This window comes from Pseudomonas beijingensis (assembly GCF_030687295.1).
Lineage (GTDB): Bacteria > Pseudomonadota > Gammaproteobacteria > Pseudomonadales > Pseudomonadaceae > Aquipseudomonas > Aquipseudomonas beijingensis.
In genome coordinates this window covers 6,123,231-6,135,576 of the sequence record NZ_CP117425.1, presented here as the reverse complement: position 1 = coordinate 6,135,576, position 12,346 = coordinate 6,123,231, and the positions used below count along the sequence as shown (strand labels likewise).

General features: G+C 62.0%; 11 protein-coding genes and 1 pseudogene. 6 read left to right on the top strand and 6 right to left on the bottom strand.

The features are described from left to right. Positions 1 to 48: 48 nt before the first annotated feature. From PSH84_RS27350 to gcvH, 4 genes and pseudogenes are all read left to right on the top strand, one after another. Positions 49 to 1,053, top strand: a complete 1,005-nt coding sequence (locus PSH84_RS27350; RefSeq protein WP_305468787.1) for an extracellular solute-binding protein — start codon at positions 49 to 51, stop codon at positions 1,051 to 1,053. Between the two features lie 173 nt (positions 1,054 to 1,226). After that, positions 1,227 to 2,844, top strand: a pseudogene (locus tag PSH84_RS27345) (ABC transporter permease). A gap of 155 nt (positions 2,845 to 2,999) precedes the next feature. Next, positions 3,000 to 4,082 carry a glycine cleavage system aminomethyltransferase GcvT gene (gene gcvT / locus PSH84_RS27340; protein WP_305468786.1) on the top strand — a complete coding sequence of 361 codons (1,083 nt, stop codon included), beginning with the start codon at positions 3,000 to 3,002 and terminating at the stop codon, positions 4,080 to 4,082. A gap of 52 nt (positions 4,083 to 4,134) precedes the next feature. Beyond that, positions 4,135 to 4,518, top strand: a complete 384-nt coding sequence (gene gcvH, locus PSH84_RS27335; protein ID WP_305468785.1) for a glycine cleavage system protein GcvH — start codon at positions 4,135 to 4,137, stop codon at positions 4,516 to 4,518. Positions 4,519 to 4,699: 181 nt separating this feature from the next. Here the strand turns inward: gcvH and PSH84_RS27330 are convergent, their stop codons facing one another. From PSH84_RS27330 to PSH84_RS27310, 5 genes are all read right to left on the bottom strand, one after another. Next, positions 4,700 to 5,020, bottom strand: a complete 321-nt coding sequence (locus tag PSH84_RS27330) for a DUF2388 domain-containing protein (protein WP_170846005.1) — start codon at positions 5,018 to 5,020, stop codon at positions 4,700 to 4,702. A 65-nt stretch (positions 5,021 to 5,085) separates the two neighbouring features. Further along, positions 5,086 to 5,535, bottom strand: a complete 450-nt coding sequence (locus tag PSH84_RS27325) for an NfeD family protein (protein ID WP_122567480.1) — start codon at positions 5,533 to 5,535, stop codon at positions 5,086 to 5,088. A gap of 9 nt (positions 5,536 to 5,544) precedes the next feature. Beyond that, the gene (locus PSH84_RS27320; RefSeq protein ID WP_003206668.1) at positions 5,545 to 6,465 is read right to left on the bottom strand and encodes an SPFH domain-containing protein; all 921 of its coding nucleotides are present in this window, start codon (positions 6,463 to 6,465) and stop codon (positions 5,545 to 5,547) included. Positions 6,466 to 6,662: 197 nt separating this feature from the next. Then, positions 6,663 to 8,447, bottom strand: a complete 1,785-nt coding sequence (gene tfpB, locus PSH84_RS27315) for a type IV pilus assembly ATPase TfpB (RefSeq protein ID WP_053126399.1) — start codon at positions 8,445 to 8,447, stop codon at positions 6,663 to 6,665. A 145-nt stretch (positions 8,448 to 8,592) separates the two neighbouring features. Further along, positions 8,593 to 8,931: an ACT-like domain-containing protein gene (locus PSH84_RS27310; RefSeq protein ID WP_122567479.1), complete on the bottom strand. Its 339-nt coding sequence runs from the start codon at positions 8,929 to 8,931 to the stop codon at positions 8,593 to 8,595. Between the two features lie 125 nt (positions 8,932 to 9,056). Here PSH84_RS27310 and PSH84_RS27305 point away from each other — a divergent pair, with 125 nt between their 5' ends. Continuing rightward, entirely contained in the window at positions 9,057 to 9,527 is a 471-nt protein-coding gene (locus tag PSH84_RS27305) for an Lrp/AsnC family transcriptional regulator (protein WP_122567478.1), read from the top strand. 133 nt (positions 9,528 to 9,660) lie between these two features. Here the strand turns inward: PSH84_RS27305 and PSH84_RS27300 are convergent, their stop codons facing one another. Continuing rightward, positions 9,661 to 11,028 (bottom strand): CYTH domain-containing protein, encoded by a 1,368-nt coding sequence (locus PSH84_RS27300; protein WP_305468784.1) that lies wholly within the window; start codon positions 11,026 to 11,028, stop codon positions 9,661 to 9,663. Positions 11,029 to 11,186: 158 nt separating this feature from the next. Here PSH84_RS27300 and argE point away from each other — a divergent pair, with 158 nt between their 5' ends. Next, entirely contained in the window at positions 11,187 to 12,344 is a 1,158-nt protein-coding gene (gene argE, locus PSH84_RS27295) for an acetylornithine deacetylase (protein ID WP_122567476.1), read from the top strand. The last annotated feature ends 2 nt before the right edge of the window (positions 12,345 to 12,346 follow it).

Genomic DNA, 12,346 nt, shown 5'->3' with positions numbered 1-12,346 from the left:
GTGAGTCCTTATCATTTGCGCTTCGTTCATAATCCAGAGACCGCTACCATGTTGGCAACCAAGCGCCTGCTGTCCGCCCTCGTCTTGACACTGATCGGCTCCACTGCCGCCCAGGCCGCCGATGAGGTGGTGGTCTACTCCTCGCGTATCGATGAACTGATCAAGCCGGTCTTCGATGCCTACACCAAGAAGACTGGCGTGTCGGTGAAGTTCATCACTGACAAGGAAGCGCCGTTGATGCAGCGGATCAAGGCCGAAGGCGAGAACGCCACCGCCGACCTGCTGCTCACCGTCGACGCCGGCAACCTCTGGCAGGCCGAGCAGATGGGTATTCTCCAACCGTTCACCTCCCCGGTGATCGATGCCAACATCCCATCCCAATACCGCGCTTCGTCCCACGCCTGGACCGGCTTGAGCCTGCGGGCACGGACCATTGTCTACTCCACCGAACGGGTTAAACCCAGCGAATTGACCACCTATGAAGCGCTGGCTGGCAAAGAGTGGGAAGGCCGCCTGTGCCTGCGGACCTCGAAAAAGGTCTACAACCAGTCCCTGACCGCCACGCTGATCGAAACCCACGGCGCGGAAAAAACCGAGGAAATCCTCAAGGGCTGGGTCAGGAACCTGTCCACCGACGTGTTCTCTGACGACACCGCATTGCTTGAGGCGATCAACGCTGGCCAGTGCGACGTCGGCATCGTCAACACTTACTACTATGGCCGCCTGCACCAGCAGAAGCCGGACCTGAAAGTGAAATTGTTCTGGCCGAACCAGGCTGATCGCGGCGTGCACATCAACCTTTCGGGGATTGGCTTGACCAAGCATGCACCGCATCCGGAAGCCGCGAAGAAACTGGTGGAGTGGATGACCACGCCGGAAGCGCAGAACATTTTCGCCGACGTGAACCAGGAATTCCCGGCCAACCCGAAGGTCGAGCCGTCCAAGGAAGTGGCGGCCTGGGGCAAGTTCAAGGCCGACACCCTGCCGGTGGAAGTCGCGGGTAAACGCCAGGCCGAAGCCATTCGCATGATGGATCGTGCCGGCTGGAACTGAGACCAGTCCTGTCCAGTTCATTGATAACATGTGGCGAGGGAGCTTGCTCCCGCTGGAGGGCGAAGCCCTCCCAGAGTATCCGCGGGCCATGGCCCGGAACTTTGGGGCTACTTCGTAGCCCAGCGGGAGCAAGCTCCCTCGCCACGTGACCGATTGTTTAACGAGAGTATTCCTTGGCCCACCCCGCCCAACGCCGCTGGTACCCCCTGGTCTTCGCCATCGCCGCGCTGGTCCTGTTGCCCCTGAGTGTGCTGCTGCTGTCCTGGCAGAGCGTCGACCAGCAGATATGGTCCCATTTGTGGGACACGCAGATGCCGCGCTTGTTGGGCAACACCCTCACGTTGATCCTTGGCGTGGGTGTGGGTGTGACCTTGCTGGGTGTCAGTCTCGCCTGGCTCACCAGCCTGTGTGAGTTCCCGGGGCGTCGCTGGCTCGATTGGGCATTGATGCTACCGTTTGCGATTCCGGCCTACGTATTGGCATTTGTCTTCGTGGGCCTGCTGGATTTTGCCGGCCCCGTGCAGACGCTGATGCGTGAATGGTTCGGCAGCGGCCTGCGCCTGCCCCGGGTTCGCTCCACCGGCGGGGTGATCCTGGTGCTGGTGCTGGTCTTTTACCCATACGTGTATCTGCTGGCGCGCAGTGCCTTCCTGGCCCAGGGCAAGGGCTTGATGGAAGCCGCCCGGGTGCTGGGGCAGTCGCCGTGGCAGGCGTTCTGGCGCGTGGCGCTGCCGATGGCCCGGCCGGCCATCGGTGCGGGCGTGGCGCTGGCGCTGATGGAAACCCTGGCGGATTTCGGCGCGGTGTCGGTGTTCAACTTCGACACCTTCACCACCGCCATCTACAAGACCTGGTACGGCTTCTTCAGCCTTTCCAGCGCTGCCCAACTGGCCAGCTTGCTGTTGCTGGCGGTGATGTTGGTGCTCTACGGCGAACGCCGGGCCCGTGGCGCCCACCGGGCCAGTAACGAGCGGCCCCGGGTCAAGGCGTTGTACACGTTGCGCGGCCTCAAGGCCGTGGCGGCCAGTGGCTGGTGCTTTCTGGTGTTTGCCTGCGCCTTTGTCATCCCGGTACTGCAATTGGTGGTGTGGTTCTGGCAACGGGGTCGTTTCGACCTGGATGAGCGTTATGCCGGGCTGATCGTCCACACTCTCTACCTGGGCGGCCTGGCGGCGCTGGTCACCGTTTGCGTGGCCTTGCTGCTGGCGTTCGCCCGGCGGTTGGCGCCGACCCGGCCGATTCGTGCCGGCGTCGGCCTGGCGAACCTGGGGTATGCCTTGCCCGGTTCGGTGTTGGCGGTGTCGATCATGCTTGCGTTCAGCTATCTGGACCGTGAGCTGGTTATCCCGCTGTCGACCTGGCTCGGCGGTGCAGGCAAACCGTTGTTGCTGGGCAGCCTGTCGGCGCTGTTGCTGGCGTATCTGGTGCGCTTCCTGGCCGTGGCCTACGGCCCGTTGGAGAGCAGCCTGGCGCGAATTCGTCCGTCCTTGCCCGAAGCAGCACGCAGCCTTGGGATCAGTGGGCCACGACTGTTTTTCAAAGTGTATCTGCCATTGCTGTTGCCCGGAACGTTGAGCGCGGCGTTGCTGGTGTTCGTCGATGTGCTCAAGGAAATGCCCGCGACGCTACTGATGCGCCCGTTCGGCTGGGACACGCTGGCGGTGCCGGATCTTCGAGATGACCAGTGAAGGCGAGTGGGCCCGGGCCGCGCTGCCGGCGCTGACGTTGGTATTGGTGGGGCTGTTGCCGGTCATCGGATTGATACGACGTTCGGCCCATCGAAACAGCTAGGTGTCAGTCCTACCTCATGCGGCTACAATGCGCGGCATTCGGTGCGGTCCGTCTGTCGGACCGGGCAACTGAGAACGTCAGAAAACTCCTTTTTTCAGACGTTCGCGCTACGCAGTGTCCGTCCGCACCTTCGCCAAGCCCGGAAGGAGAAACCCATGGGACAGCGTACGCCTCTGTATGACCTTCATCTCGCCCTTGGCGCGAAGATGGTCGATTTTGGCGGTTGGGATATGCCTTTGCATTACGGCTCGCAGGTCGAAGAACACCATCAGGTGCGTCGCGACTGCGGTGTGTTCGATGTATCCCACATGACCGTGATCGACGTCGCTGGCCCCCAGGCCAAGGTCTGGCTGCAGCGCTTGCTGGCCAATGACGTCGACCGCTTGCAGGACACAGGCAGTGCCTTGTACAGCGCCATGCTCAATGAGCGCGGCGGCATCGTCGACGACATGATCATCTACCGTGTCGGGGACGGCTATCGGCTGGTCTTCAACGCCTCGACCCGCGATCAGGACCTGGCCTGGATGCAGGCACAGCTCGGTGACTACGACGCGCAACTGCATGAGCGCCCCGAGCTGGCGATGCTGGCGATCCAGGGGCCCCACGCCCGACAGAAGATTGCCGAGCTGGTCACACAATCCCGTGGACAAATCATCCAGCAACTCAAGCCTTTCGAAGGGCGTGCCGACGGCGAATGGTTCATCGCCCGGACCGGCTACACCGGCGAAGATGGCCTGGAAATCGTCCTGCCCGCCCAGGAAGCCCCGAGTTTCTTCAACGACCTGGTCGGCGCCGGTATTTCGCCCATCGGCCTCGGTGCTCGCGATACCTTGCGCCTGGAAGCGGGCATGAACCTCTACGGCCAGGATATCCACCCGGACGTTTCACCGCTGGCCTCGAACATGGCCTGGAGTATCGCCTGGGAACCGGCGAGCCGTCAGTTCATCGGGCGTGGTGCGCTGGAAGCCGAGCTTGCCAGCGGTGTGCAGCACAAACTGGTCGGGCTGGTGTTGGAGGAGCGGGGTGTTTTGCGCGCCCATCAGGTGGTTCGCATCGCCAATGTTGGCGAAGGGGAGATCACCAGTGGTAGTTTTTCTCCTACGCTTAGCAAGTCGATCGCCCTGGCACGTGTTCCGATGGCTACTGCCGACCGGGCCGAGGTAGAAATTCGCGGTAAGTGGTACCCGGTACGGGTGGTCAAACCGACCTTCGTCCGCCATGGCAAAACCCTGATCTAACCTTTTGCGGCGGGCCGCTGGCCGCTGACACTTTCTCTTGAGGACACAGAATATGAGTGATATCCCTGCCGAACTGCGTTTTGCTGAAAGCCATGAGTGGGCCCGCCTGGAAGCTGACGGTACCGTCACCGTGGGCATCAGCGATCATGCACAGGAAGCCTTGGGCGATGTGGTGTTTGTCGAGCTGACTGAAGTCGGTAAGGTGTTTGAAGCTGGTGACCAGGCCGGTGTGGTTGAGTCGGTCAAAGCCGCTTCCGATATCTACTCCCCGATTGCCGGTGAAGTGATTGCGGTCAATGAGGCGTTGGGCGGTGAGCCGGAACTGCTGAACTCCGATCCGTACGGCGCCTGGATCTTCAAGCTCAAGCCAAGCGACAAGGCCGAGATGGACAAGTTGCTCGATGCGGCCGGCTACCAGGCCGCTATCGGCGAATAAGGACCACTGTACCTGTGGGAGCGAGCTTGCTCGCGATAGCGGTGGATCAGCAGCATTGATGTGGGCTGACACGCCGCTATCGCGAGCAAGCTCGCTCCCACAGGGGGGCTGGGACAGCCTTGGGGGTTTCACCGGCCAAAAAAAGCCGCTCAATCGAGCGGCATTTTTTATTGGCCGGAAATCAGTCCTGGGCGACGGCGTTTTTCGCCAGGATCGCGTTGGCCAGTTCCATGTCGGTGGCTTGCAGGCCTGGGTTGTCGGCGCGAACTTTCTGCATCGCCGCTTCCAGGTAAGGGCCACGGATACCGCCATCACTGGCGACGAAGCTGCCGGCATCGTCCTGGGCGGCGACGATCAGTTTGTGATCCTTGAAAGTCAGGTAGGTGGAACCGGTGGTCGCACCGGATGAAATGACGTTACGCCAAAACGTGTCGGCCATTGCCGAGCCAACAGGTAGAGACAGCAAGGCTAGGGTAGCGACAGCAAGTTTGAGACGCATGATAGGTGACTCCACTGGGTTAACTATGACGTTGGATTACCGGCGTCTCGATTCAGTTCCATGACGTGTCAGTCAGCCCGTTCCACCTGCAGCACCGCGCCGTCCTGCGCCATCACCCTGACCCGCGTGCCAACGGACGACTCGGGTCCCTTGGCCAGCCAGACACTGTCGGCCACCTTGATCTTGCCGCGGCCATCGACAATCGCTTCATGGACCAGGAAGACCTTGCCGATCAGTTCCTGTCCGCGCAGGTTCAGGTGCGGCTGATCGCTTTGGCGCACGGCGCTGCGCTGGCGTTGCCACCAGTACAGCGCCGTGGCGATGGCGAACAGGCCGAACAACAGGAACTGCAGCTCCCACGGTATCTGCGGCAGGATGAACGTGAGCACGCCGACTGCCGCGGCGGCCATGCCGATCCACAGCAAGTACCCCCCGGCGCCGAACACTTCAAGGATCAGCAGGATAACGCCCAGCGCCAGCCAGTCCCAGTACGACAGGTGTTGCAGGAACTCCCACATACGCGTGCCTCAGGCTTTCTTGCTGTCGAAGGTGGCCTTGACGATCTCGCCGATGCCACCGACCGCACCGATGACCTGGCTGGCTTCCAGCGGCATCAGGATCACCTTGCTGTTGTTGGCTGACGCCAGTTTGCCCAGCGCATCGATGTACTTCTGGGCGACGAAGTAGTTCACGGCCTGCACGTTACCGTCGGCAATGGCCTGGGACACCACCTGAGTGGCCAGCGCTTCAGCTTGCGCCTGACGCTCGCGGGCCTCGGACTCCAGGAACGCCGCCTGGCGGCTGCCCTCGGCCTCGAGGATCTGCGCCTGCTTCTTGCCTTCGGCGGTGAGAATCGCCGACGCTCGCAGGCCCTCGGCTTCCAGGATCTGGGCACGCTTGATACGTTCGGCTTTCATTTGCCCCGACATGGCGGCCATCAGGTCGGCCGGCGGGCTGATGTCCTTGATCTCGATCCGGGTGATCTTGATGCCCCACGGTGCCGTGGCTTCATCGACGGTGCGCAGCAATTTTTCGTTGATACCGTCGCGCTGGCTCAGCATCGCGTCCAGTTCCATGGACCCCAGCACGGTACGGATGTTGGTTTGCAACAGGTTGCGGATGGCGTGTTCGAGGTTGTTGACCTCGTAGGCCGCCTGGGCCGTATTGACCACTTGGAAGAAGCACACGGCGTCAATTTGTACCGTGGCGTTGTCGGCGGTAATGACTTCCTGGGGTGGGATGTCCAGCACGCTTTCCATGACATTGATCTTGCGCCCGATACGATCCATCACCGGGATGATGATGTTCAGGCCGGGCTTGAGGGTGTTGGTGTAACGGCCGAACCGCTCGACAGTCCATTGGTAGCCCTGGGGCACGACCTTGAAGCCCATGAAGAGAATGGCGACCACCAGGCCGATGAAAAGTAAAAGTACGCTACCGATCTGCATGACGGTTCCCTGTGCGAATTGAGATGGACCTGCGAGCCCTTAGTGTAGGGCAAGCGGCCATTATCCTCACTCTGTGGGAGCAAAGCTTGCTCGCGATGCAGGCGCCTTGCTTCCCAGGGAGACCGCGTTATCTTCATCGCGGGCAAGCCTTGCTCCCACAGTGGGGATAAACCCTCTCGCCACAGGTGCTGCCACAACTACTTCTGCTCGCTCTGTGGCGTCACCCGCAGCACTTCCTCGACAGTGGTCAAGCCCGCCGCCACCTTTTGCGCCCCCGACAGCCGCAGGCTGCGCATGCCTTCCTTGAAGGCCTGGCGGCGCACCGCCAGAAGGTCGGTGTCGGGGTGGATCAAGGCCTTGACGCTGTCGGTCAGTTGCATGATTTCGTAGACGCCGGCGCGACCACGGTAACCGGTGTCGCGGCATTCCAGGCAGCCAACGGCTTGTTGGGCGTTGCTCGGCAACGGTGCCTGCCAGGGCCGGGTCAGGGTCTGCCAGTCATCTTCGTCGAGGGTCAGCGGGGCCTTGCATTGTGGGCACAGGGTGCGCACCAGGCGCTGGGCCATGACCCCGAGCACGGTGGCCTTGATCAGGTAATGGGGCACCCCCAGCTCCAGCAAACGGCTGATGGCACTTGGCGCGTCGTTGGTGTGCAGGGTCGACAGCACCAGGTGCCCGGTGAGCGCCGCCTGGATCGCCATTTCAGCGGTTTCCAGGTCGCGGATCTCACCGATCATGATGATGTCCGGGTCTTGCCGCATCAGTGCGCGCACGCCGGCGGCGAAGGTCAGGTCGATGTTGTGCTGGACCTGCATCTGGTTGAAGGACGCCTCGACCATTTCAATCGGGTCCTCGATGGTGCAGAGGTTCACTTCCGGCGTCGCCAGTTTCTTGAGGGTGGTGTAGAGGGTGGTGGTCTTGCCGGAGCCGGTGGGCCCGGTTACCAGGATGATGCCGTTGGGCTGGCGGGTCATGTCCTGCCAGCGGCGCAGGTCGTCGGCGGAGAAGCCGAGCTGGTCGAAGTCCTTGAGCAGCACTTCCGGGTCGAAGATCCGCATGACCATCTTTTCGCCGAACGCCGTGGGCAAGGTCGACAGGCGCAATTCCACTTCGCCGCCGTCCGGGGTCTTGGTCTTGACCCGACCGTCCTGGGGTTTGCGTTTTTCCGCGACGTTCATTCGGCCCAGGCTCTTGAGGCGGCTGACGATCGCCATCGTCACCTGCGGCGGGAACTGATAGACGGTATGCAGCACCCCGTCGATGCGAAACCGCACGGTGCCCTGCTCGCGGCGCGGTTCGATGTGGATATCGCTGGCGCGCTGTTGGAAGGCGTACTGGAACAGCCAGTCGACGATATTGACGATGTGGGCGTCGTTGGCGTCCGGTTCCTGGTCACTGGCGCCGAGGTTGAGCAACTGTTCGAAGTTGCTCAGGTTGCTCGGTTGCTGATCGACCGTGGTGGCGCCGCTGACCGACTTGGCCAGGCGATAGAACTCCACGCTCAAGCGCTGGATATCCACCGGGTTGGCGACCACCCGCTTGATCGGCAACTTGAGCACGTGGGTCAGGTCGGCTTCCCAGCTGCTGACGTAAGGTTGTGCGCTGGCGACGGTGACGGCGTCACGATCGACCGCTACCGCGAGGATCTTGTGGCGCTGGGCAAAGGCGTAGGACATCAAGGGTGTCACGGCCGCCACGTTGATTTTCAGCGGGTCGATGCGCATGTAGGGTTGGCCGGCCTGCTGGGACAACCACAGGGTCAGGTTCTCCAGGTCCAGGCGCTTGCCAGGGCGGCTGAGATCGTCCAGGTGCTGGTTGGCAATGAACTCCAGCGGATGCAGCTGGCTATTGGCGCTGTGGCGTCGGCGGGCGTTGAGCGCGGTTTCGGCTGAATCCTGGCTGATGAAGCCTTGGGTGACCAGTTGGCGCAGCAGATCATTGAGGTCCAGCCAGCGGTCCTGAGTGGCGTGTTTGGTGGACATGCGGGTTCCTATTGGACAATTGCAGCAAAGCCGCGATACAGACGCTTCGGCGTCTTCGCTCGGTCTGCAAAAGAATAGTCCCGACCCGGTGGTCCGTTGGGCCACTACCCGACCAATGCGTTACCAGGTCTTGCCCGTGGGGCGCTCAACCGGCCGCCTGGGTCGGCTCAACCCTCGTAAATTCAGCGCTTTGCAGGTTCACCGAGCACATGCCGATCAGGTTGCGTAATTTTTCAGCGATCACCTGGGCTCGGTGCCAACTCAGCCCGTCCATGACGATCTCCAGCGACAGCAGGTCATCGAGGCGCTCGACGCGAACCTGCTGTGGCGTCAGGCCCTGTAAGGCAAACAGGTTCAAGGCCCGGCACAGCAGGTCCGGCTCGGCCTCGGCCAGCATCTGGTAGTGCACGCGGCAATGAGCATTGGCGACATGCCAGACATCGGCGCGGGTCGGGGCAGTGGCAACGGCTTCAAGTGGGGGCATGTTCGGTCTCCTTGGGGGCGGAGAAATATTTACATGCGTCGTGGGGTATTTCTTATCTAAGATGGGTGGATCTGGCGATACTACGAATCGCCTTATTCTCCAAATCAGTCATTTTGGGTTTATTTATGCAAAGCCAGCTGGATAGCTACGACCGCCGGATACTGGCGCTGCTGCAAGAGGATGCCTCGCTGTCCAGCGCGCAGATCGCCGAGCAGGTTGGCTTGTCTCAGTCGCCGTGCTGGCGGCGGATCCAGCGGATGAAGGAGGAGGGCATCATCCGCGGGCAGGTGACCCTGCTGGATCGCAAGAAAATCGGCCTCAACACGCAGATCTTCGCCGAAGTGAAACTCAACGCCCATGGCCGTTCGAACTTCACCGAGTTCACCGAGGCGATCCGCGGCTTTCCCGAAGTACTGGAGTGTTACGTGCTGATGGGGTCGGTGGATTTTCTGTTGCGCATCGTCACGGCGGACATCGAGGCGTATGAGCGATTCTTTTTCGAAAAGCTGTCGATGGTACCGGGGATCCAGGAAGTGAATTCGATCGTGGCGCTGTCGGAGATCAAATCGACGACGAGTTTGCCGGTGGTGCGCTGAAGCTTGTTTTTTGTGGTGTTTGGGGGTGGCCTCATCGCGAGCAAGCTCGCTCCCACAGTTGATCTTCAGTGGCCACAAGATGTGGTTACAACACTGAACCCCTGTGGGAGCGAGCTTGCTCGCGATGGCGGTATCACAGGCGCAGCAAAGTCTTCCAAGCCCGATTCTGATACACCGCAATGGCCTGCTGCTTGCGCGCATCCAGCGTTTCGTCGGTGATCGGCTGGTTGGCCAGTTGCGCCAGTTTATTCAGCTCGCCATAGAGGCGATCCATTTCCGGGATCTCCAGTACATGGCGGGCGTGGTGTAGCCAGGCCTGGATGCGTTCGATGCGCGGCAGTTGCTCGGCGAGGTCTTCCGGCTGCTGCTGATAGCGTTGCAATTGCAGGGACGAGGATTCTTCGCCCAGCAGACGCGGCAGCCAGCTGCCCAGTTGCGCCGCGCCCTGGCGATTGCCACGGGTGTTGCGCTCGGCGGCCCAGCTGCGCGCCAGCAGCCAGCGTGAAGTATTGAGGGAAAACAGGCCCCAGCGCGGGTCTTGCAACTCTTCCAGGAACTGTTCCGGCGCGGCCTTGCGCACATCTTCGTCGTCCAGGCCGGCCTGGACCAGCGGGCGCCAGTCTTCCAGCAACGCGTCCAGGGCCAGGCGCAAGTCGTGGGTCGACTGGCGTGGCGCGGCCTGGCCGAGGCTGCTGAGCAGGGCGCGCAGTTCAGCGAGGTTTTCCACCCAGTCCTGCAGCAGGCGCCAGTGGCCGTTGAAACGGTATTGCTCGGCCAGGCGCTGGCTGCTGCCGAGCAAATGCCAGCTCAGTGCGGCGAAGGCGTCATCCAGCGGCGTTTCGGCGGTCAGTTGCGGGGCCGGCAGGCTCAAGGCGTAGCTGCTCGCGTCATGCAGGCGATAGCCTCGCTCGGCCTTGCTGATGTCGCAGGGCATCAAGGGCAGGGTTGCGGCCAGCTCGGCGGCCAGTTCCAGCAGGGCGGCGGGCACGCCTTCGCGTAGTTCCAGCTCCAGCTCACAGATTTCTTCCTTCTGCTTGCCGACCACGACGTGGCCCAGGTCCAGGGCGGCTTCGATGACCACCTTGCTTTTGCCACGGCCCCAGGCGATTTCAGCGCGTTCGCGAACGAAATCGGTGGTGAAGATGGCCTTGAGGGTTTTCTTGTCCAGGTCGGCCAGGGCCTCGGGCCAGCATTCGCCGTCGAGCTTCTTCAGGTCGAGCTTGGCCTTGGGCAGGTGCCAGTCGTACTCGTTGCGCTCGGACAGGCCGGCGACGCTCTGGCCGCGGGTCTTGAGGGTCTGGATCACCTCTTCGCCGTCGCGACGCAGGCGCAGGGCGACCTTGGCCTGGGCCAGGTCACGCTCTGGCGTGTCGAAATACTGGTTCATCAATTCGTGGCGTTCCCAGCCACTCTTGTTGCGTTTTTTCAGCAGCGGATGCTCGCGCAAGGCTGCCAGGGTCTCGCGGCTGACGCGGAGTTTGATTTCGGTTTCTTTCTGCATGGCCGGAAAATCCAGGGATCGGGTGCGCAGCCGGGGGAAGGTGTGGCTGCCAAGGCCGTGCAGTGTACAGGACTCCTCCCTCCTACGCGCCGCGACGGTTTATTCCTGGGTCCAGATGGTTCTATGATGAACGTCAATCTGTAAGCTCGGAGCCAGCGATGCCTTTGCCGTCCATGAAAGATCAATTCGCTGCCCTGATCGCCACGCCTTCGGTCAGTTGCACCCAACCAGGGCTCGACCAATCCAACAGTGCCGTGATCGAGCTGCTGGCAGGCTGGCTCACTGAGCTGGGGTTCTCCTGTGATATCCAGCAGGTCAGCCCTGGCAAATTCAACCTGCTGGCCAGTTTCGGCAGCGGTCCCGGCGGTCTGGTGCTAGCGGGCCACAGCGACACGGTGCCGTTCGACGGCGCGTTGTGGCAGACCGATCCGTTGAAGCTCACCGAGGTCGATGGCCGTTGGGTGGGCCTGGGCAGTTGTGACATGAAGGGCTTTTTCGCCCTGGCCATCGAAGCGGTCAAGCCGCTGCTGGACCAACCGTTCAAGCAACCGCTGCTGATCCTCGCGACCTGTGACGAAGAAAGCTCCATGTCCGGCGCCCGGGCCCTGGCCGATGCCGGCCGGCCCCTGGGGCGGGCTGCGGTAATCGGTGAGCCGACCGGCCTCAAGCCAATTCGGATGCACAAAGGCATCATGATGGAGCGCATCGACATTCTCGGGCGTAGCGGCCATTCGTCCGATCCGCGCCTGGGCCACAGCGCACTGGAAGCCATGCACGATGCCATGGGCGAATTGCGCGGCCTGCGCCTGCAATGGCAGCGTGAATTCCGTAATCCGCAGTTCAGCGTGCCACAACCGACCTTGAACTTCGGCTGCATCCATGGGGGCGACAATCCCAACCGGATCTGCGGCCAGTGTTCCATGGAATTCGACCTGCGCCCGTTGCCGGGCATGGATCCGCAAGTGCTGCGGGCGGCGATCCGGCAGAAGCTCGAGCCCATTGCCGAGCGACACCAGGTCAAGATTGATTACGCGCCACTGTTCCCCGAAGTGCCGCCGTTCGAGCAGGCCGAGGACGCCGAGTTGGTCCGCGTGGCCGAACGGCTGACCGGCCATCGCGCCGAAGCAGTGGCGTTTGGCACCGAAGCGCCTTATCTTCAGCGCCTTGGCTGCGAAACCCTGGTGCTCGGCCCTGGCGATATCGCCTGTGCCCACCAACCGGGCGAGTACCTTGAAATGTCACGTTTGCAACCTACCGTGCAACTGTTGCGGCAGTTGATCGGCCATTACTGCCTGACGCCGGCCACCGCCGGTTAAAT

Coding starts and splice junctions, on each gene's coding strand:
- PSH84_RS27350 (WP_305468787.1), top strand. CDS start 49: ATGTTGGCAACCAAGCGCCTGCTGTCCGCCCTCGTCTTGACACTGATC.
- gcvT (WP_305468786.1), top strand. CDS start 3,000: ATGGGACAGCGTACGCCTCTGTATGACCTTCATCTCGCCCTTGGCGCG.
- gcvH (WP_305468785.1), top strand. CDS start 4,135: ATGAGTGATATCCCTGCCGAACTGCGTTTTGCTGAAAGCCATGAGTGG.
- PSH84_RS27325 (WP_122567480.1), bottom strand. CDS start 5,535: ATGTGGGAGTTCCTGCAACACCTGTCGTACTGGGACTGGCTGGCGCTG.
- PSH84_RS27320 (WP_003206668.1), bottom strand. CDS start 6,465: ATGCAGATCGGTAGCGTACTTTTACTTTTCATCGGCCTGGTGGTCGCC.
- tfpB (WP_053126399.1), bottom strand. CDS start 8,447: ATGTCCACCAAACACGCCACTCAGGACCGCTGGCTGGACCTCAATGAT.
- PSH84_RS27310 (WP_122567479.1), bottom strand. CDS start 8,931: ATGCCCCCACTTGAAGCCGTTGCCACTGCCCCGACCCGCGCCGATGTC.
- PSH84_RS27305 (WP_122567478.1), top strand. CDS start 9,057: ATGCAAAGCCAGCTGGATAGCTACGACCGCCGGATACTGGCGCTGCTG.
- PSH84_RS27300 (WP_305468784.1), bottom strand. CDS start 11,028: ATGCAGAAAGAAACCGAAATCAAACTCCGCGTCAGCCGCGAGACCCTG.
- argE (WP_122567476.1), top strand. CDS start 11,187: ATGCCTTTGCCGTCCATGAAAGATCAATTCGCTGCCCTGATCGCCACG.